Genomic DNA, 20563 nt, shown 5'->3' on the forward strand with positions numbered 1-20563 from the left:
CACCGGCCGCGGCTGCAAGAGCCGCTGCACCTTCTGCCTGTGGCCGCAGACGATCGGCGGCCACCGCTATCGCTTCCGCTCGGTCCCCAAGGTGATCGAGGAGGTCGAGTATATCCTCAGCGAGATGCCGCAGGTGAAGGAGATCTTCTTCGACGACGACACGTTGACCGACAACCACGATCGCGTGATGGAGATGGCCCGCGCGCTGGGCGCGCTCGGCTTCGGCAAGCCCGGCTTTCCGGTATCGTGGAGCTGCAACGCCAAGGCGAACGTGCCGCGCCGCGTGCTGGAGGTGCTCAAGGAGAACGGCCTGCGCCTGCTGCTGGTCGGCTATGAAAGCGGCAACCAGCAGATCCTGCACAACATCAAGAAGGGCCTGCGCGTCGACGTCGCGCGGCAGTTCACCAAGGACTGCCACGAGCTCGGCATCGTCATCCACGGCACCTTCATCCTCGGCCTGCCCGGCGAGACGCTGGAGACGATCGAGGAGACGATCGAATACGCCAAGGAGATCAATCCCTACACCATCCAGGTGTCGCTAGCGGCGCCCTATCCCGGCACCTTCCTCTACAGGCAGGCGACCGAGAATGGCTGGTTCGACGACAGCCACGAGCTGCTGACCGACGGCGGCAACCAGATCGCCCAATTGAGCTACCCGCATCTGCCGGCGAGCGTCATCTTCGACAAGGTGGAGGAGTTCTACAAACGCTTCTACTTCCGCCCGCGCAAGATCGGCGCAATCGTGGGCGAGATGGTTCGCGACTGGGACATGATGAAGCGCCGCCTGCGCGAAGGCGTCGAGTTCTTCGACTTCCTGCGCCGGCGCAAGGAAGCGGCGTAAGCGGCTCGGGTCGCCGGGCACCCCGAGCCGCTATGGCGTCAGCAGCCGTTCCTGCGGTTCTGCGCGGCGTCGTGCTTCTTGTCGAGGTGGCGGCCCAGCAACGCCCCGCCGACGCCGCCCGCGACCGTGCCCACCGTGCCGCCGCCGAGCAGATGGCCCGCAAGCGCGCCGCCGGCGCCGCCGGCGATGGTGCCGGTCGTCCCGCTGCTCTTGCGGCAGTCATGATAATAGCGGCTGTTCGACCCGCGATAGGTATGGCGCTGCGCGCTTACCGTGCCGGGGGTGATGACGGACGCGACCAGCGCCGCGATCAGGTATCTGTTCTTCATCGAGCTTCTCCAACGATTGCGGACATAACCGCCAGGCGCGCGGTCGGTTCATTGTCGCGCGTCCGCCCGTCGCATCGCGGCCGGGCGTGATGGGTGTGCCGCGCGGTCTGATCGTCACCGCCGACGATCTCGGCGCATCGATCGAGGTCAACGACGCCGTCGCGCAGGCGCATCGTGACGGCATCCTCACCGCCGCCAGCCTGATGGTCACGGGCGCCGCCGCCGCCGATGCGGTGACGCGGGCGAGGACGATGCCGGGCCTCGGCGTCGGGCTGCACGTCGTGCTGGTCGAGGGCCGCCCCGCGCTCCCGCCCGAGCGGCTGCCCGCGCTGGTCGGGGCCGACGGCCGCTTCCGCACCGACATGGCGCGCCTGGCGCTGCGCCTCTTCGCCGATCCCGCCGCCCGCCGTCAGCTCGCGGCCGAGGTGGAGGCGCAGTTCGCCGCCTTCGCCGCGACCGGGCTGCCGCTCGATCACGTCAACGCGCACAAGCATTTCCACCTCCATCCGACGATCGCGGCGACGGTGCTGCGCATCGGCAAGCGGTACGGGATGCGCGCCGTCCGCGCGCCGCTGGAGCGCGGTACGCCCGGCGTCGAGCGCTGGTGGGCGCGGCGGCTCCAGCGCCGGCTGCGCCGGGCCGGGCTGCTCGTGCCCGACCAGGTGATCGGCCTCGCCTGGACGGGCGCGTTCACGCCAGAGCGGATGCGCTCCGCGTTGGCCAAGCTGCCGCCGGGGCTGACCGAGGTCTACACTCATCCCGCGACCGGCCCTTATCCCGGCGCCGCGCCGGGCTACCTATATGAGGCCGAGCTCGCGGCGCTGACCGACCGCCTTGCCATCGCCACCATCCGGGACAAAGGGCTGACCCATGGCCACTTCCGCAGCTTCCTTCCCGCCGCCGACCTTCCCGCCGCCGACCTTCCCGACGCGGCGCCATCCTGACCTGGCGCCGCTCGCCGTCTCGCCGCCCTCGTTCGAGGCGGTGCCGCCGCCCGGGCAGAAGGTAAAGATGGGCTCCGACGCGCACCGCCGCCTGATGGCGCGGATGATGCTCGACACGCACGATCCCTATCGCCCCGCGCTGATCCACTGGCCCGAGCTGTCGGACGAGACGCGCCGGCGCATCGTCAGCCTGCCGATCTGGGACATCGCCGTGCAGACCGAGGGGCGCGCCGGCATGAACATGGGCACCTATGCCGAGTTCGTGACCGATCCCGTGCTCCACGAGGCGCTGTCGATGAACGCCTATGAGGAGCGCCGCCACAAGGTCGTGCTCTCGGACATGGTGAAGGCGTACGGCATCGAGCTCGCCCCCGAGCCCGAATACCAGCGGCCGAAAGACCCGGAGTTCGCCTACATGCGCACCGGCTATTCGGAGTGCATCGACAGCTTCTTCGGCTTCGGGCTGTTCAAGCTCGCCAAGGACACCGGCTTCTTCCCGGAAGAGCTGGTCGAGACGTTCGAGCCGGTGATGCGCGAGGAGGGGCGGCACATCGTCTTCTTCGTCAACTGGGTCGCCTGGTATCGCCGCCAGCTGCCGTGGTGGCGGCGGCCGGTGTTCGAGGCGAAGGTGATCGCGGTGTGGTTCGCGCTGATCGCCGAGCGGATCAGCATGGCGCGGGGCATGGGCGACGACAACACCAAGGCCGAGGAGAACAATTTCACCCTCAACGGCTCCAAGGAGCTGGGCGTCGAGGTCACGTTCGGCGAGCTGGCGCGCATCTGCCTGGCCGAGAACGACCGCCGTCTCGCCCCCTATGATCCGCGGCTCAAACGACCGAAGTTCGTGCCGGCGATGATGCGCCTGGCGCTGCGGTTCACTCCGCGTGCCAAGGCGGAGGCAAGCGCATGACCGGGCAGGCCGGGACCTTTCCCCTCGGCGACCGCACGGTGAAGCGGCTGGGCTATGGCGCGATGCAGCTCGCCGGCCCGCACGTGTTCGGGCCGCCGCGCGACCGTGACGCGGCGCTGGCGGTGCTGCGCGCGGCGGTGGCGGCGGGCGTCGACCACATCGATACCAGTGACTTCTACGGCCCTCACGTCGTCAACCAGCTGATCCGCGAGGCGCTGTCGCCCTATCCGGACGATCTCGTCATCGTCACCAAGGTCGGCGCGCGCCGCGACGACAAGGGGGCGTGGCTGCCGGCGTTCGGCGCGGCCGAGCTGGCAGCGGCGGTCGACGACAATCTCAGCAATCTCGGCCGCGATGTGCTCGACGTCGTCAACCTGCGCCTGATGTTCGGCGAGCGGCCGACCGAGGGCTCGGTCGAGCCGATGCTGAGCGTGCTGGCCGAGCTCCAGCAGCGGGGGCTGATCCGCCACCTCGGCCTCAGCAACGCGACCCCGGCGCAGGTGGCGGAGGCGAGGGCCATCTGCCCGATCGTCTGCGTCCAGAACCTCTACAACCTGGCGAACCGCCGCGACGACGCGCTGATCAACCGGCTCGCAGCCGACGGCACCGCCTATGTGCCGTTCTTCCCGCTGGGCGGCTTCACCCCGCTCCAGTCGGACGCGCTGTCGCGGGTCGCCGCCGCGCTGCGCGCGACGCCGATGCAGGTCGCGCTCGCCTGGCTGCTGCGGCGCGCGCCCAACCTGCTGCTCATCCCGGGCACCTCGTCGGTCGCGCACCTGCGCGAGAACCTGGCGGCGGCGGAACTGGAGCTCGGGCCGGACGCGATCGCCACGCTGGACGCGATCGCACCGCCGGCGCGCTGACGGAAGCGCGGCAACTCCCGTCGGGGCCGGCCGTTACAGCCGCGCCACGATCGGAAGGCCGCGCCTGCATGCTCACCCATTACGACCAGCTGCTCCGCCCCGATCCCGCCCGCACCGTCGTCCGCCCCTTCTCGCCCGACTATCCGGACCGCTTCCGCGATCCCGCCCATGGCCGCGTCCAGGCGATCGTCGACCGGGTGCTCGGGCTTGACGAGGCCGGGCTGGCGCACGAGCACGAAAAGGTCGTGGCATCGCTCGATGAGCGGCACCGCGATGTCGACGCGATGCTGCTGCGCCGCTTCGACGACGTGGCCGATCGGATCGCGCAGCCGGGCGCCGTCTCTCAGGCGCAGCGTCTTTTGATCGGCGCCTATTTCAGCGAGGAGTTCGCCTTCGCCGCCGCCGCGCTGTTCAATCCCAGCGCGGTGCTCCATCCCGACCAGTCGGGCGCGCCGCACGGAGGGGTCCGCCTCCTGATCTCGCTCCGCGGGATCGGGGAGGGGCATGTCTCCTCCGTCGCCTTCCGCACCGGGCAGTGGGTGCCGGGGACAGCGCCCGAGCTCGATCCCGAAAGCGAGACGGCGGTGCCGCCCGTCATCACCAAGGAGGGAGGCGCGCACGGCGACGTGCAGCTCGACTGCAGCGAAGCGCGCACGTTGTCGGAAACCGTGCTGTTCCCGGTCCTCCCGCGCCAGCGGCAGGGGATCGAGGATCTTCGTCTGGTCCGCTTCGTCGAGGAGGACGGCGCGGCGCGCTATTACGGCACGTATACCGCCTTCAGCGGCGCGGCGGCGCTGCCCGAAATGCTCGATACCGACGATTTCACGCACTTCACCATGCGCGTGCTGGCGGGTGACGCCGCCGATGCCAAGGGCATGGCGCTGTTCCCGCGGCGGGTCGGCGGGCGGTTCGTGATGCTCGGCCGACAGGATAACGAGAATATCTGGCTGCACCGATCCGACGACCTCTATCACTGGGACGGCGGCGCCAAGCTGGTCGAGCCGCGCTACCCGTGGGAGTTCGTGCAGATGGGCAATTGCGGCTCGCCCGTCGAGCTGGACGAGGGGTGGCTGGTATTCACCCACGGCGTCGGCACCGTGCGCAACTATTGCATGGGCGCGTGCCTGCTCGACAAGGCCGACCCCGGCAAGCTGCTGGCGCGCACGCCCGAGCCGATCCTGGCGCCCAGCCCCGGCGAGCGCGACGGCTATGTGCCCAACGTCGTCTACAGCTGCGGCGCGCTGCTCCACGGCCGCGACCTGCTGCTCCCGTTCGGCGTCGCCGACCAGTTCACCGCGTTCGCGGGCTGCAAGGTCGACGATCTGCTGGCGGCGATGGAATAGTCAGCGCCCGCCCCAGGACGTGGCGCGCCACCACCGGGCGGTGCACCTCGGTCGGGCCGTCATCGATGCGCATGGTCCGCAGCCGCGCCGCCAGTCCCCATCGCGCCAAGCGCGTGCATGGCGTGATCGCGTTCGGCCGCGGGCGAGGCGGGAGCAGCTCGGTATCGCCGAAGCGGCGCGCCAGCTCGGCCCATCCGGCGCTCGTCGCTGAGGTCGACATCCATCAGCGCACGAGCGGCGCGTGGTCGAGCCGCGGCAGGACGTGGCGCGCGAACAGGTCCGCCTCGGCGGCGTGCGGGTAGCCCGACAAGATGAACGCCTCGATCCCCATCGCGCGATAGGCGTTGAGCTTGGCGAGCACCTGATCGGGGTCGCCCACGATCGCCGCGCCCGCGCCCGAGCGAGCGCGGCCGATGCCGGTCCACAGGTTCGCCTCGGCATAGCCGTCGTCCGCCGCGGTCTCGCGCAGCGCCGCCTGCGCCGCGACGCCGGCCGAGGTGGAGTCGAGCGAGCGGGCGCGGATCGCCGCGCCCTCGGCCGCGTCGAGCTTCGAGAGGAGGCGTTCGGCGGCGGCGCGCGCCTCGGCTTCCGTATCCCGGACGATGACGTGCGCGCGGTAGCCGAAGCGCAAGGTCCGGCCGTGCGTCGCCGCGCGCGCGCGCAGGTCGGCGATGATCGCGGCGACGGCCTCCTGCCGGTCCGGCCACATCAGGAACACGTCGCACCCCACCGCCGCCGCCGCGCGCGCGTCGGGCGAGAGGCCGCCGAAATAGAAGAGCGGCGCGCGGCCGGAGACGGTGCCGACCCGCGGCGGCTCGATCGTCAGCCGCCAGAACTCGCCCCGGTGATCGAGCGGCTCGCCGTTCAGCAGCGTCTTGAGGATGTGCATCGCCTCGACCGTGCGGGCATAGCGCGGGGCGCTCGCCAGCGTCTCGCCGGGCAGGTCGGAGGAGATGATGTTGATCGTCAGGCGGCCCCCCAGCATCCGATCGATCGTGGCGATCTGGCGGGCGAGCTGCGGCGGCCAGCTCTCGCCGACCCGCACCGCCATCAGCAGCGCCAGCCGCCGCAGCAGCGGTGCGATGCCGGCGGCGAAGGCGGTGGTGTCGATGCCCAGCTGATAGCCCGACGGCAGCAGGCAGTTGTCGAACCCGCCGGTCTCCGCCTGCAGCACGATGTCGCGGCAATGCGCCCAGCTGGAGCGCAGTCGCGGGTCGGCTACGCCCAGGAACTCGTAATCGTCGTCGCACAGCGCCGCGAACCAGCTCACCTCGCATGGCGGCAGCGCGGCGAGGTCGGTCACGGCAGCTTCTCGCCCCGCGCGGCGACCAGCACGTCGTACCATTGCTGGCGCGTCCACGTCACCTTGAAGGCGTCTGCCGCCTCGGCGATGCGCCATGCCTGCTGCGTGCCGACGATCGGGATCGGCCGCGCCGGGTGGGTCATGATCCAGCTGTACGCCACCGCCGCGCGGCTTACCCGGCAGGCGCGGGCGCGGTGATCGAGCGCGTCGCCGATCGCCCGCCCGCGCGGCTCGGCCGGATCCCCCAGCCGCCCGCCGCCGAGCGGCGACCAGGCGAGCACGGCATAGTCGCGCTCCATCGCCAGATCGAACAGCCCGTCGACCATCGGATCGAGGTGCAGCGGCGAGAACTCCGGCTGCAGGCTGGCGAGGGGGGTGGACAGGAAGGATGCCAGCGCGGTCGTCTGATGACGCGTGTAGTTGGACACGCCGATCGCGCGGACCTTGCCGGCCGCCACCATGTCCTCCAGCGTCCGCGCCACCTCCTGCGGGTGGGCGAGGATATCGGGGCGGTGGATCTGGTACAGGTCGACCTGCTCGAGGCCGAGCCGCCGCAGCGACGCGTCGAGCGCGCCCATCAGGTAATCGCGGCCGGAATCATACGGCACGGGCGGCGTGATCCCGCCCTTGGTCGCCAGCACCATGCGGCCGCGCAGGTCGGGCGCCTCGGCGAAGATGCGCCCCAATAATGCCTCTGCGTCGCCGAACCCCTTCTCGACCGACTCGAACCCGTAGATGTCGGCGGTGTCGAACAGCATGATGCCCGCGTCGAGCGCCGCCTCGACCAGCCGCTGCCCCTCCGCGGCCGTCGCGCGCCCGAAGCGCCACATGCCCCAGGCGAGCGGGCTGACGGTGATGCCGCTCTTGCCGAGCGGGCGCGGGTCGGCTGTAGCGCGGAGGTCGGCCATGGCGGCCGCTCTAGGAGCAGGCCGGGTGGTCGAGCAAGTGCGTTACGGGCTGGTCGGCACGGGGATGATGGGGGTGGAGCACCTTCGCAATCTCGCGATCACGCCCGGCGCGGTGGTGACGGCGCTGGCCGATCCGGTCGCGACCTCGCTCGGCTGGGCGCAGGCGACGCTGGGCGACCGGGCCGGCGGCGTCCGCACCTTCGCCGACGCGACCGCGCTGGCGGCGAGCGGGCTGGCCGACGCGGTAATCGTCGCCACGCCCAACCACACGCACCGCGCGGTGCTGGAGCCGCTGTTCGACGCCGGCCTGCCGATCCTGTGCGAGAAGCCGCTGGCGACGACGCTTCCGGACGCGCGCTGGATCGTCGAGCGGGCGGCTGCGTCGCCCGCGCCGTTCTGGACGGCGATGGAGTATCGCTACATGCCGCCGCTCGCCGCGCTGATCGCGGCGGTGCATGGCGGCGCGGTGGGCACGCTGCGGATGCTGTCGATCCGCGAGCATCGTTTCCCGTTCCTGCTCAAGGTCGGTGACTGGAACCGGTTCAACCGCAACACCGGCGGCACGATGGTCGAGAAATGCTGTCATTTCTTCGATCTGATGCGGCTGATCGTCGGCGCGGAGGCGGTGCGCGTCTATTGCTCGGGCGCGATGGACGTGAACCATCTCGACGAACGCTACGACGGAGCGCAGCCCGACATCATCGACAACAGCTATACCACCATCGATTTCGCCAACGGCGTCCGCGCGATGCTGGACCTGTCGATGTTCGCCGAGGGCGCGGCGAACCAGGAGGAGGTCACCGCCGTCGGCGACCGCGCGCGCCTCGACGTGCTGATCCCGGAAGGGGTGCTGGTGACCAGCCCGCGTGTCGGCCTGCGGCAGCCCAAGGCGGTGGAACGGCGGGCGATCGAAACCGACCCGCTCGCGCTCGCGGCGGGCAGCCACCATGGCTCCACCTTTTACGAGCACCAGAAATTCAATGCGGCGGTGCGCGGCGCGGGGCCGGTAGAGGTAACCGCAGAGGACGGGTTGATGGCGGTCGCCATCGGCACGGCGGCCGAGATCAGCGCGCGCGAACACCGCGTGGTCGAGATGGCCGAACTGGGCTTTTAGATCGGGCGTCCGGCGGCGGCGCGAGGAGAATACGGCATGACGCGCAGGCACATCTGGATGGCGGGGGCCGCCGCGACCGCGCTCGCCGCGAGCCCCGTGCTTGCGCAGGACACCACCACGCGCGGCGTCTCCGCGCCGTCGGCGGACGCGCAGGCGGACGCCCGGACCGCGCAACCGACCGAGACAGAGGAGGTCGCGCCCGGTGACATCATCGTCACCGCGCAGAAGCGCTCGGAGCGGCTGCAGGACGTGCCGGTCGCGGTGTCGGTGATCGGGGGCGACCTGCTGCAGGAGCAGGGCAAGACCTCGATCGAGGGCGCGCAATATCTGGTGCCGTCGCTCAACTTCCTGAAGTCGGGCACCACGCTCAACCAGTCGATCTTCCTGCGCGGCGTCGGCACCGCCACCTTCTCGATCGCGGGCGAGCCGTCGGTATCGACCGTGGTCGACGGCGTGGTCTATTCGCGACCCGGCGAGGCGTTTTCCGATCTGATCGACATCGATCGGCTGGAGGTGCTGCGCGGACCGCAGGGCACGCTGTTCGGCAAGAACGCGTCCGCCGGCGTCATCAACATCGTCTCCAGGCAGCCGACGCACGAGCTGGGCGGCTATGTCGAGGCGGGCTATTTCAGCCGCGCCGAGTATCGCGCCCGCGCCGTGCTCAACGTGCCCCTGTCCGACACGATCCGCACCCGCTTCACGGGCTTCTACGACAATTACGACGGCAACATCGTCAACATCGCTCACGGCAATGAGCATGTGAACGGCTTCGAACATTATGGCGGCCGCGCGCAGCTCGTCGCGGACCTGACCAAGAACGTCACCCTGACGCTGATCGGCGACTACCACCACGACCATGACGATTGCTGCGCCGAGGTAATCGGCACCGGCCCGCTGACCGCGACCGGCGCGCCCGCCACCAGCCTCGCCTTCACCGTGCTGCCGACGCCGCGCGGCAACGAGACGCGGACGATCAACCAGGACCTCGTCACCTCGACGCTGGAGACGGGCTACGGCTTTTCCGGCCAGCTCGACATCAGCGGCGGCGCGCTCGGCACCGTCACGTCGATCACGGCCTATCGCAACTACAAGAATACCGAGATCCGCGACGGCGACTGGCTGCCGGCCGCCTATATCGGCTTCAACCAGCTGCACGATTTCGGCCCGCAGGTCGGTGACACCTTCAGCCAGGAGCTGCGGCTGACGTCGCCCGGCAGGCAGCTGATCGACTATGTCGTCGGCCTCTATTACTCGCGCGCCTACAGCGAGCGCGTCTTCACCCGCAACGACATCGTCTGCACCTCCGCGGTCACGCCCGCGCCGACGACGCTAACGCCCTGCACCAGCCCGCTCGCCGCGCCGTCGACCTTCCCGAGCGCGACCGCCGATTTCGGCTCGACCTTCAAGAACCTGGCCGCGTTCGGGCAAGCCACGCTGAACCTGGCGGACCGGCTGCGCCTGATCGGCGGGCTGCGCTACACGGTGGACCAGCTCGACGTGTTCCATTCGCGCAACACGACGCTGGCCGGCCCCGGCATCCAGCCGAGCTTCCCCATCACCGCGACCGGCACCGGCCAGCCCGCCGGCGTGTTCCGCAGCAAGACGACCAACGAGAACCTGTCCGGCAAGGGCGGCGTGCAGTTCGACATCGTGCCCCAGTCGACGGTCTATGCCACCTATGCGCGGGGCTACAAGGGGCCGGCCTACAACGTCTTCTTCAACCTAACCGCGACCGGCACCAACACCATCGCGCCCGAGACGTCGGACGCCTATGAGGTGGGCCTGAAGAACAGCCTGTTCGGCGGGCGGCTGGTGCTGAACCTCGCCGCCTATCATGCGAAATACCACAATTTCCAGGCCAACAACCCCGATCTGGTCGCGGGCGTGGTGGTGACGCGCTTCACCAACGCCGGTGACGTCTCGACCCGCGGCGGCGAGGCGGACCTGATCTGGCGTCCGGTCGCCGACCTCAACGTCGCCGGCGGGCTCGCCTATACCGACGCGCATGTCGACCGGTTCTTCGCCCCTCCCGGCGCGGCGGCCACGGCGATCGTGCCGGCGGGCACGCCGCTCGGCTTTGCGCCGAAGTGGAAGGGCAATCTGGGCGTCGACTATCGCTACCGGACCGGCGGCGCTGTCGACTTTTTCGGCGGCGCCCAGGGCTCCTACCAGTCCAGCGAGCTGGCGTTGTTCGCGTCCGATCCGACGCAGCGGCGGCTGGGGACGATCCGCGGCTACGGCCTGCTCAACCTGTCGGCGGGCGTCACCAGCGCCGACGACCGCTGGCGGCTGACCGGGCAGGTCCGCAACCTGCTCGACCAGAGCTTCGCCGCCGCGATCACCAATGGCGGCCCGGGCGGCTCCTACCGCTACCAGATCCCGCGCGACGCCGACCGCTATTACGGCGTCACGGGGCGCGTGACGTTCTGACCCGCGCGGCCCGCTAGTGCGCCAGCACCAGCGGGCCGTCGCCCGTGTCGCTCACCGGCACGATGTGCGGCTGCAGCAGCTGCACGAAGGCGAGCGCGACGAGGTAGCTCGACGCGCAGATCGCAAGCATCGGCGCATAGCCCCAGCCGTGCGACAGCGAGAAGGCGGAGAACTGGATCATCCCGATCGAGCAGAAATTGCCGCAGAACGCCGCGATCCCGATCGTCGAGCCGACCGCGCGCGCCGGCACCAGATCCGTGGTGAGGCCGAACACGTTGGTCGAGAAGCCCTGGTGCGCGAACAGCCCCAGCCCGAGCAGCAGCGCTGCCGTCCACGGGCTGTGCAGATACATCACCGCCGGCACTGGCGTGACCAGCAGCGCATAGCCGAGCATCGCGGTCTTGCGCGCCCGGTTCACCGACCAGCCGCGCGCCATCAGCCGCCGCGGCAGCCAGCCGCCGGTCAGCGCGCCGGCGGCGGCGAAGCAATAGACCAGCGCTACGGGCAGCCCCAGCATGCCCTGCGGCAGCCCGAACAGCCGGTGGAACAGGTCGGGCAGCCAGAGCAGCATGAAGAACCACACCTGATCCGACAGCACCTTGGCGACCGCGATCGTCAGCGTTGCGCGGCTGCGCGCGACATCGAGCCAGCGGACCGGCGCGGGCGCGATCGCGTCGGCGGCGACGGGCGGCACGCGCACCGCGAACCACGCCGCGACCCAGAGCAGCCCCAGCCCGCCCGCGACCAGGAAGGTCGCGCGCCAGCCGAAGGCGACCGCCAGCGCCGGGATGAACAGCGGCGTGACGATCGCGCCGATGTTGGGCGCGGTGTTGCCGATGCCGAGCGCCAGCTGCCGGTCGCTGTGGCTGAAATAGGTGGCGGCCGACTTGACCGCGGCGGGCGTGCCGACCGACTCGCCGACGCCCAGCACCATCCGGGCGGCGATGAACCCGGCGACGCCCGCCGCCGCGGCGTGCGCCATGCCCGCGAGGCTCCACAGCGCGACGCCGAGCGCGAACCCGCGCCGGAGCCCCACCCGGTCGATGAACCAGCCGGTGCCGAGAAACGCCACCGCGGTCGCGAACTGGAAGGCGGTGCCCATGTTGGCGTAATCCTGGTCCGACCAGCGGAACTCCGCGGCCAGCGTCGGCTTGAGCAGCGCCAGGATCTGCCGATCGACATAGTTGAGCATGATCGCGACGAAGACGAGCGCGACGATCCGGAAGCGTCCCTGCATCGCCCCTCCCTGCGCCGATCCGCGCGCGCGCGCCGCACAGGTTGCGTTTAGGGCCGTAAAGCCGCGGCGGCCAGCCGGGCCCCGTTGACCACCGCCCGCGCCGCTCTATGCCCGCAACCATGGCAAGCCTCGCCGTCCGCGGCCTCGCGAAGCGGTTCGGCGACGCGGTGGCGCTTCACCCGACCGATCTCGACATCGCCGACGGCGAGTTCCTGGTGGTGGTCGGCCCGTCCGGCTGCGGCAAGTCGACGCTGCTGCGCCTGCTCGCCGGGCTGGAGGAGCCGAGCGAGGGCCGAGTGCTGATCGCCGGCGCCGACGTGACCGAGCGCACCCCGGCCGAACGCGGCATCGCCATGGTGTTCCAGTCCTACGCGCTCTACCCGCATCTGTCGGTCGCCGAGAATATCGGCTTCCCGCTGCGCATGGCGCGCCGCCCGCGCCGGGAGATCGCCGCCAGGGTGGCGGAGGTGGCCGCGCTGCTCGATCTGTCGGCGCTGCTCGATCGGCGCCCGCGCGCGTTGTCGGGCGGGCAGCGGCAGCGGGTGTCGATCGGCCGCGCGATCGTGCGCGATCCCGCCGTGCTGCTGCTCGACGAGCCGCTGTCCAACCTCGACGCGGCCCTGCGCGTCAAGCTGCGCCACGAGTTCGCGCGCCTGCACCAGCGGCTCGGCGCGACGATGGTCTATGTCACGCACGACCAGATGGAGGCGATGACGCTCGCCAACCGCATCGTGGTGATGCGCGACGGGCGGGTGGAGCAGGTGGGCGAACCGATCGCGCTTTATGATCGTCCGGCCACGCTCCGGGTCGCGGAGGCGATCGGCGCGCCGGCGATGAACCTCCTGCCGGTCCGCATCGCGACCGTGGACGGGCACGGCACGACGGTCGCGCTGCCGGAAGGAGGCGACCTGCGGGTCGCCGCGCGCGTGCCGCCGGCCGAGGTCGGCGGGACCGCCACGCTGGGCATCAGGCCGGAGCATTTCCGGCCCGATCCGGGCGGCCCGTTCGCGGGCGCGGTCGAGCTGTTCGAGCGGCTGGGGCCGCAATCCTTTGCGCATCTCGGCCGCCCCGATGGGTCGCCGCTCGTCGCGCAGCTGCCGGCCGATCGGCACGTCACGCTCGGCCAGGTGATCCGCTTCAGCGCGACGCCCGAGCAGGCGCACCTGTTCGGCCCCAACGGCGCTGCCTATCCGCGCCTCAGCCCTTGATGCCGCCGCTCAGCATCCCGCTGAAATAATAACGCTGCAGCGCCAGGAACAGCAGCAGCACCGGCAGGGTGGTGACCACCGCGCCCGCCATCATCAGCTCGGTATCCTTGAAATGCTCGCGCCCGATCGCCGCCAGCGCGACCGGCAGTGTATAGCGCCGCTGGTCGGTGATCGCGATCAGCGGCCAGAGGAAATCGCTCCAGCTCGCCAGGAAGGTGAACAGCGCCAGCGTCACCGTCACCGGCTTCAGCAGGGGAATGACGATGCGCGTGAAGATCCGCCACTCGCTCGCCCCGTCGATCCGCGCCGCGTCCAGCATCTCGTCCGGGATCGCCAGGACGGCCTGCCGCACGAATACCGTGCCGTAGACCGCCGCCAGCCCCGGCGCGAGGACGCCGGCATAGGTGTTGATGAGTCCCACCGACTTCAGCATCAGGAACAACGGCAGCAGCGCGACCTGGCCCGGCATCACCGCCAGCGCGAGCAGCAGCCGGAACAGCGGCGTGCGGCCGCGGAAGCGCAGCTTGGCGAAGGCGTAGCCCGCGGGCAGCGTCAGGGCGAGGCCGAGCAGCGTCGCCATCACCGCCAGCGCGACGCTGTTCACGATCGCGGGCAGGACCTTGAAGTCGGTCGCGTAGGGTCCCGTGCCGTTGGGCAGCAGCAGCTCGCGATAGTTCGCGAGCGTCGGATGGCTCGGCCAGAAGGGCGGCGGCGTGGCGACGGCCGCGCCCTTGGGCATCAGCGACACCGTCACCATCCAGACCAGCGGCGCGACCGTGCCGATCGCCAGCGCCGCAACGAGCAGGTTCAGGAGAACGGCGCGAGCCTGCGTCATACCCATTCGTAACGCCTCCCCAGCCGCGCCTGCAGCGCGGTCACGACCAGGATCGCGGCGGACAGGATCACCGCGACCGCCGAGGCGACGCCGAGATTCCACCAGGTGAAGCCCTGTTCGAACATGAAATACAGCACCGTCACCGTGCTCTCGGCCGGCCCGCCATGCGTCATCACATAAGGCTCGGTGAACACCTGCAGGAAATTGGCGACCGAGATCACGGCGGCGAGCAGCAGCGCGGGGCCGATCGCGGGCAGCGTCACGTGGCGGAACCGCGCCCACGCGCCTGCCCCGTCCAGGCGCGCCGCCTCGTGCAGGTCGAGCGGCACGGTGGACAACGCCGCGGCGAACACCAGCATGTTGTAGCCGAACGCCTTCCACACGATGAAGATCAGCGTCGCCGGAATGCTGGTGCGGGGGTCGCCCAGCCAGTCGACGGGCGCGACGCCGAGCAGCGACAGCCAGTAGTTGAGCAGCCCCGACCGCGTGTCGAGCACATAGCGCCACACCAGCGCGGTCGCGACCAGCGTGGTGACATAGGGCGCGAAGAACATCAGCCGCCAGACCGGCTTGAGACGCACCGCGCGGCTGTGGATCAACAGCGCCGTTGCGAGCGACGTGCCGATCGCCGCCGGCACGCCAAGCGCGGCGAACAGCACGGTGTTCGCGATCGCCCGCCAGAACAGCGGCTGGCGCAGCAGGTCGAGATAGTTTTGCACCCCGACGAAGCGGAGGAAGCGCAGATCGGCGAGCGCATAGATGTCGAAGTCGGTGACCGACAGCAGCAGCCCCATTGCCGTCGGCACCACCAGGACGAGCAGCGTACCGACCAGCACGGGCGCGACGAACGCCAGGCCGGCACGGTCCTGCCTGCTCATGAGATCAGTCCCCTGTCGAGCAGCCAGCGCCGCTTTGCCAGGATCGCGTCGACGCGGCGGTCCATTTCGATCGCGGCCGCGTCGACACCATACTCGCCGCGCACCATGTGCTCCGCCACCAGCTGCACCTCGGTGGCGATGCGGGCGTTCTCCGGCACGTTGCGGCCGACGACGCCGGCGCGGATCGCGCGATGGAAGACCTGTTCGGGCGCGGCGCGGGCGAGCGCGGGCGCCGTCCAGGCGGCGAGCCGCGAGGGCAGGTCGCCGGTCAGGCGATGGAAGGCGAGCTGCGCCGGCACGCCGCAGAGGTAATCGACCAGCGCCCACGCCTGTGCGGGCCGGCGCGACGTGCGGCTGACGGCCAGGCAATCGCCCGCCGCCCACACCCCCTCGACGCCGGTCGGCCCGGGAGTCGCGGCGATCGCCCATCGCTCGGCGGGAAGGCCGTACATCGGCCGCCGCAGCTGGCCCATGGTCTCGGAGTTGGACGGCAGCACGGCGTAGCGGCCGCGCGTGAAATCGAGCACCGTGTCGCCCGCTTCGACGCCCGTGAGCCGTGGCGAAAAGCCGCGGTCGAACACCGATTTGTAGAAGGCGAGCGCCGCCCTGAACCCGGGCGAGGCGAAGTTGCCGCGCGTCGCGCGATCGCGCAACAGCGGCTCGCCCCCTTGCGCGCCATAGTTCATCAGCGGCTCGGGCCAATTGAGCAGCTGCAGCGTGACGAACCGGTCGGGGTGGCGGCGTTTGTAGGCGTCCGCCATCCGCGTCCACTCCGCCCAGCTCGCGGGCGGCGCGGGGTAGCCGATCTCGGCGAGCAGGTCGGGCCGGTAATATTGCACCCAGCTGTCGACGATCCAGGGCGCCGCCATCGCCGTGCTTCCCACCCGGACCGCCTGCGCCGGGGCGGGAAACTGCCCGTCCAGCAGCCCCGCGCGGTCCGGCGGCACGGGGGCGAGCGCGCCCAGCATGGTCAGCTCGGGGATCCAGCCGTTCGCCAGCAGCATGACGTCGGGCAGCGAGCCGCCCGCATGGGCGGCAAGCAGCTTCTCGTGCACGCCCGTCCAGGGCAGCGACTGCACCTCGACCGTCAGCCCGGTCGCGGCCGTGAACGCCGGCAGGAGCTTGGGCGCGTTCTCGCCTTCCGAGCCCATGCCCCACCAGGTCAGCCGGTCCCCGCCGGGCTGCCCGCACGCGGCGAGCGCAGCCGTCGCCCCCACCGCCAGCGCGCCGGCCAGCCAGGCCCGCCGGTCCGCTCCCGCATCCGCCTCGCCGATCGCTCTGGTCCCCTTCCGTTCGTCGGGAGCTTAGCCGAGCGTGTGTGTGGGCACCATGGTGGCGGGGTAACCCGTGTCATGGCGCTGCGACGCGACCGCTTGCCCCCCGCGCGTTCCGGGCCGAAAAGAACGGGCGAGCGGCCGCCAGCGCCGCGCAGGGAGTCAGAACGCAAGATGTCCGCCAGTAACGTGTTCCGTGCAAGCCTGCTGGCCGGCGCGGCGATGATGCTCGCGTCCGCCACGGCGGGCGCGGCCCAGACCGCGCAAGCGACCCAGGCCCTGGGCGCGACCGACCCGGGCGCTCCGGCGACGGCCGACGCCGCCCAGGCCGCCGAGAACGGTGCGAACGATGTCGTCGTCACGGGCTCGCGCATCGCCCGGCCGGAGTTCGCGGCGCCCAACCCGATCACCTCGTTCAACGCCGCCAACATCCAGCAGTCCGGCAACACCAACATCACCAATTTCCTGCTCCGCGTGCCGGCGCTGACCGGCTCGCGCGACAACACCCAGAGTTCGGGCGGCAACGCGGTCTATGCCGACCCGTTCGGCGGGGCGGGGCTGAACGAGCTCAACCTGCGCAATCTCGGCACCAACCGGACGCTGGTGCTGGTCGATGGGCGTCGTCACGTGGCCGGCGAACCGAACAGCGCCGCCGTCGACATCAATTCGATTCCCACCGACCTGATCGAACGCGTCGACGTGCTGACCGGCGGAGCCTCGGCGGTCTATGGCGCGGACGGCGTGTCAGGCGTCGTCAACTTCATCCTGAAACGCGACTTCGACGGTGTGTCGGCGCGCAGCCAGATCGGCATCTCCAGCCGCGGCGACGCGCCCAACCAGTTCGTCTCGCTGGCGCTGGGCAGGAACTTCGCGGACGGGCGAGCCAACATCTCGCTCGCCTACGAGTATAACCAGGACGGACGGCTGGACAACGACAGTCGGGATTATCTGCGCGGCGCGCGGCGGCAATATCTGATCCCGAACGACGCGCGCGCCACCGATCCGAATGCGCCCGCCAATATCCTGGTGGGCGACCTGCGTTATGCGGGGGAGTCGCCGATCGGCGCGGTCGACGTCAACGGCGACGGCTATGCCGATTTCAACGGGCTCGGCCAGCCCTACCGGCACGGCACGCCCGCTTCCTATTATTCGGTCGGCGGCGACGACACGCCGGTGGCGGGGTTCTATTCGGGCGATCTCCAGCCGCACGACCTGCGCCACGACGTCAACCTGCTCGGCCATTACGACGTGTCGGATGTGGTCAAGCTGTCCGTGCAGGCCAAATACGCGCAGACCCGGGCGACCACGTTCGATTACTATATCGGCACCTATGGGACGACCATCACGCTGGACAACCCGTTCGTGCCGCTGGCGATCGCCAAGGCGGCCCGGGCCGCGGGGCAGGACTATGTGACGGTCACCCGCGACAATCTCGATTACGGGCGCCACGGCGAAAGCGATCTTCGCCAGACCTATCGTGGCGTCTTCGACGTCTCGGGCCGGATCAGTCCGCACGCGACCTATGACGCCTATTACGAATACGGCCGCACGGATGTGGCGATCACCAAGCTGAACGAAGTGCTCGCCGCGCCCTATGCGCAGGCGATCGACGTCGTCGCCAGTCCGCTGACCGGGCAGCCCGTCTGCCGCTCCAACCTGAGCGGAGGCAATCCGAATTGCGTGCCCGTCAGCCTGTTCGGCCCCGGCCCGATCAGCGCCCAGGCGCTCGCCTTCTTCCAGATCAACGACCCGAGCTTCGCGCGCCTCACCCAGTCGGTCGCCAGTGCGTCGGTCAGCGGCGATTTCGGCGCCTTCTTCCGGCTGCCGGGCGACGCGGTGCAGTTCTCGTTCGGCGGCGAGTATCGCCGCGAGACCAGCGCCTTCGATCCCAGCGCCAATCTGCAGAACAACGTGTTCGCGGCTTACACCGAACCGACCCTGGTCGTGCCCAGCGGCGGCAGCTTCGATGTCAAGGAGGCGTTCGGGGAGCTGAATGCGCCGGTCTTCAAAGGGGCGCGCTTCGCCGAGACGCTGTCGGTGGGCGCGGCATATCGCTATTCGCGCTATTCGACGATCGGGGACACCAGTACCTGGCAGTTCAACGGCGTCTATGCGCCCGTCCGCGACATCACCTTCCGCGGCTCGTATGGCAAAGCGGTGCGGGCGCCCAATATCGGCGAGCTGTTCCAGCCGGTCAGCGGCGATTCGGCATTTTTCCAGGATCCCTGCACGCCGAGCAGGATCACGCTGGGGACCCAGTATCGTGCGGCGAACTGCGCGACGCTGTTGGCGCGCTACGGGGCCAGCGTCTCCGACGCCCTGCAGACCGCGAGCAACGTCCCGGGCGTCCGCTCGGGCAATCAGAACCTGAAGGCTGAAGCCGCGACGACGTGGACCGCCGGGGTGGTGCTGCGACCGCGTTTCCTGCGCGGGCTGACCGCCTCGTTCGATTGGTATGACATCAATCTGGCAGGCGCCATCAATACGCCCGATCCGTCGCAGCTTGCCGACCTGTGCGTGGACGTGCAGACACTGGACAATCCGTTCTGCGCGTCGATCGCGCGCGCGAGCAGGACCACCGTGGTCAACGGCAGCACCGCCGTGCCGGGCACCATCATCGGCTACACCGTGCAGCCGCAGAACGTCGCCAGCTTTCGCACCGCGGGGCTGGATGTGAACATCGATTATCTGCTGCGCACCGCCGTCGCGGGAACGTTCGATCTGCGGCTGGTGGGGGGCTACCTGCACCGGCTCGACTTCATCGGCATTCCCGGCGCCCCCCTGACCGACAATGTCGACCAGCCGGGGCGACCCAAATACAATGTGAACTTCTCGCCGACATGGACGCTGGGCGGCTTCACGCTCACCTACAACCTGCGCTGGTTCGACGCGACGCGGACGACCGACACGCTGAGCGCGCTCAACGATCCGAACTATGCGCCGCCCGCGCAGCGTCGCTACAGCGAATTGTGGCAGCACGACGTGCAGATCGGCTACGACGTGCGCGAGGGGATCTCCTTCTATCTGGGCGCGCTCAACCTCTCCGATCAGCAGCCCGATCCGGGCAACGCGATCAATCAGCCGATCTCCGCCCTGGGACGGTATTTCTATGCGGGGGTGAAGGTGCGGACCGGCGCGCGGTGACGGCGGAGGGCAGCCCCGGCGAACCCGAAGCCGAGGATCATCGCCGTCCACGTCGCCGGCTCCGGCACGCCGCCGGAGATGGGCGTCCCGAACTGGCCGATGTACGTGCCGTCGTTGAACTCGAAGAAGGTCGGCAGAGCGCGCCCGCCGGCATAAGGCCCGGCGAACTGCACCTGCGTGCCGTTCAGCGCGAAGCCCGCCAGCGAGCCGAAATCGGCCTGGCCCGGCGCGTTCGGGTCGCCATAGCGGAACTCGAAGTTGCTGAGCCCGTCTGCGTCGGCGCTGATCAGCAGCTGGGCGAGAACGGTGTTCGGCGCACCCGTCGCGCTGCGGCCCTCGCCCAGATCATACCAGGTGATCCGCACCGCCTGCCGCGCGTCCGCCTGGTTGTAGGCGCCGCCGTCGGCATAGGGATCGGCGAGGCCGTACTGGACGGTGATGTCGCCCGGCTCCAGCTGTCCGTCGCCTGATCCCGACCCAAGCGCCAGCGGCGCGTAATAGGGCGCGATCACCGGCACGCCGAGATCGGCCAGGTTGCTGACCGCCCGATAACCGGCGATCGCCTGGCCGAAGCTGACCGTGCCGTTCTGGTTGAGGTAGAGGATGTCGGTGCCGCTCGCCGCCGTGACCGCCGCGGCAGAAGCGGCGACGCCATTGACGGCCGCCGCCCCGCCGACCGGCCCGAAATTGACCGTGAACGGCAGCGTGATCTGCGTCGAGCCGTTGACCAGTCGCGCGTCGAGGTACGTGGACGAGAAGATGTCGCCGCGCAGCGCGAACTCGTCGGGACCGGGGATGACGGAACTGCCCTTGACCGTGGCCGATGTGCTGCACGCCACATCGCCGCAATTAGATCGCGCAGCCTCGGCCGACGCGCCCGCGAACAGCCCGACCGGCAGCAGCGACCAGCGCAAAGCACGAATCATCATCCTGATCCCCCGGAACTTGCTACCGCCCTGCCAAGCCGAGCGGCCTGTTTATTGCTCTGACGTTCACTATACC

The 20563-nt window shown here is 70.1% G+C and carries 17 protein-coding genes; 9 read left to right on the plus strand and 8 right to left on the minus strand.

Annotation, left to right across the window (positions count from 1 at the left end; genetic code table 11):
- Window positions 1–841, plus strand: an 841-nt coding sequence (locus tag ACFE64_RS08265; protein ID WP_375391985.1) for a radical SAM protein, incomplete at its 5' end; no start/stop codon positions are given.
- Window positions 842–879: 38 nt separating this feature from the next.
- Here ACFE64_RS08265 and ACFE64_RS08270 read toward each other — a convergent pair.
- Window positions 880–1170: a hypothetical protein gene (locus ACFE64_RS08270; RefSeq protein WP_375391986.1), complete on the minus strand. Its 291-nt coding sequence runs from the start codon at window positions 1168–1170 to the stop codon at window positions 880–882.
- A gap of 89 nt (window positions 1171–1259) precedes the next feature.
- Here ACFE64_RS08270 and hpnK point away from each other — a divergent pair, with 89 nt between their 5' ends.
- The 4 genes from hpnK to ACFE64_RS08290 all read left to right on the plus strand — a co-directional run bounded on the left by hpnK (window position 1260) and on the right by ACFE64_RS08290 (window position 5230).
- Window positions 1260–2114, plus strand: coding sequence for a hopanoid biosynthesis-associated protein HpnK (hpnK, locus tag ACFE64_RS08275; protein WP_375391987.1), 855 nt, complete (start codon window positions 1260–1262; stop codon window positions 2112–2114).
- Window positions 2115–2181: 67 nt separating this feature from the next.
- Entirely contained in the window at window positions 2182–3024 is an 843-nt protein-coding gene (locus ACFE64_RS08280) for a ferritin-like domain-containing protein (protein ID WP_375392008.1), read from the plus strand.
- Window positions 3021–3887 (plus strand): oxidoreductase, encoded by an 867-nt coding sequence (locus tag ACFE64_RS08285; RefSeq protein ID WP_375391988.1) that lies wholly within the window; start codon window positions 3021–3023, stop codon window positions 3885–3887. Before ACFE64_RS08280 ends, ACFE64_RS08285 begins: the two co-directional genes overlap by 4 nt.
- Before the next feature lie 68 nt (window positions 3888–3955).
- On the plus strand, window positions 3956–5230 hold the full coding sequence (locus ACFE64_RS08290) for a glycoside hydrolase family 130 protein (protein WP_375391989.1): 1275 nt from the start codon (window positions 3956–3958) through the stop codon (window positions 5228–5230).
- A 223-nt stretch (window positions 5231–5453) separates the two neighbouring features.
- On the opposite strand, the gene ACFE64_RS08295 is transcribed toward ACFE64_RS08290, so the two are convergent.
- Window positions 5454–6533, minus strand: coding sequence for an LLM class flavin-dependent oxidoreductase (locus ACFE64_RS08295; protein WP_375391990.1), 1080 nt, complete (start codon window positions 6531–6533; stop codon window positions 5454–5456).
- Window positions 6530–7441: an aldo/keto reductase family oxidoreductase gene (locus ACFE64_RS08300; RefSeq protein ID WP_375391991.1), complete on the minus strand. Its 912-nt coding sequence runs from the start codon at window positions 7439–7441 to the stop codon at window positions 6530–6532. The genes ACFE64_RS08295 and ACFE64_RS08300 overlap by 4 nt, the downstream gene beginning before the upstream one ends.
- 37 nt (window positions 7442–7478) lie before the next feature.
- On the opposite strand from ACFE64_RS08300, the gene ACFE64_RS08305 reads away from it, so the two are divergent.
- Both ACFE64_RS08305 and ACFE64_RS08310 read left to right on the plus strand, forming a co-directional pair.
- Window positions 7479–8555, plus strand: coding sequence for a Gfo/Idh/MocA family protein (locus ACFE64_RS08305; RefSeq protein WP_375392009.1), 1077 nt, complete (start codon window positions 7479–7481; stop codon window positions 8553–8555).
- A gap of 36 nt (window positions 8556–8591) precedes the next feature.
- Window positions 8592–10985, plus strand: a complete 2394-nt coding sequence (locus tag ACFE64_RS08310; RefSeq protein ID WP_375391992.1) for a TonB-dependent receptor — start codon at window positions 8592–8594, stop codon at window positions 10983–10985.
- A gap of 13 nt (window positions 10986–10998) precedes the next feature.
- Here the strand turns inward: ACFE64_RS08310 and ACFE64_RS08315 are convergent, their stop codons facing one another.
- Window positions 10999–12222: an MFS transporter gene (locus ACFE64_RS08315; RefSeq protein ID WP_375391993.1), complete on the minus strand. Its 1224-nt coding sequence runs from the start codon at window positions 12220–12222 to the stop codon at window positions 10999–11001.
- A 119-nt stretch (window positions 12223–12341) separates the two neighbouring features.
- Here ACFE64_RS08315 and ACFE64_RS08320 point away from each other — a divergent pair, with 119 nt between their 5' ends.
- Window positions 12342–13430, plus strand: a complete 1089-nt coding sequence (locus tag ACFE64_RS08320) for an ABC transporter ATP-binding protein (RefSeq protein WP_375391994.1) — start codon at window positions 12342–12344, stop codon at window positions 13428–13430.
- On the opposite strand, the gene ACFE64_RS08325 is transcribed toward ACFE64_RS08320, so the two are convergent.
- The 3 genes from ACFE64_RS08325 to ACFE64_RS08335 are packed head-to-tail and all read right to left on the minus strand — an operon-like array spanning window position 13420 to window position 16360.
- Window positions 13420–14271 (minus strand): carbohydrate ABC transporter permease, encoded by an 852-nt coding sequence (locus tag ACFE64_RS08325; RefSeq protein WP_375391995.1) that lies wholly within the window; start codon window positions 14269–14271, stop codon window positions 13420–13422. The two genes, ACFE64_RS08320 and ACFE64_RS08325, sit on opposite strands and share 11 nt — an antisense overlap.
- Window positions 14262–15143, minus strand: coding sequence for a carbohydrate ABC transporter permease (locus ACFE64_RS08330; protein WP_375391996.1), 882 nt, complete (start codon window positions 15141–15143; stop codon window positions 14262–14264). The genes ACFE64_RS08325 and ACFE64_RS08330 overlap by 10 nt, the downstream gene beginning before the upstream one ends.
- Window positions 15140–16360 (minus strand): extracellular solute-binding protein, encoded by a 1221-nt coding sequence (locus ACFE64_RS08335; RefSeq protein WP_375391997.1) that lies wholly within the window; start codon window positions 16358–16360, stop codon window positions 15140–15142. Before ACFE64_RS08335 ends, ACFE64_RS08330 begins: the two co-directional genes overlap by 4 nt.
- Before the next feature lie 231 nt (window positions 16361–16591).
- Between ACFE64_RS08335 and ACFE64_RS08340 the strand changes: the two genes are divergently transcribed.
- On the plus strand, window positions 16592–19561 hold the full coding sequence (locus tag ACFE64_RS08340) for a TonB-dependent receptor domain-containing protein (protein WP_375391998.1): 2970 nt from the start codon (window positions 16592–16594) through the stop codon (window positions 19559–19561).
- Here the strand turns inward: ACFE64_RS08340 and ACFE64_RS08345 are convergent.
- Window positions 19525–20487: a PEPxxWA-CTERM sorting domain-containing protein gene (locus tag ACFE64_RS08345; protein ID WP_375391999.1), complete on the minus strand. Its 963-nt coding sequence runs from the start codon at window positions 20485–20487 to the stop codon at window positions 19525–19527. The genes ACFE64_RS08340 and ACFE64_RS08345 overlap by 37 nt on opposite strands.
- Window positions 20488–20563: the final 76 nt, after the last annotated feature.

The organism is uncultured Sphingomonas sp., from assembly GCF_964250165.1.
Taxonomy (GTDB): domain Bacteria; phylum Pseudomonadota; class Alphaproteobacteria; order Sphingomonadales; family Sphingomonadaceae; genus Sphingomonas.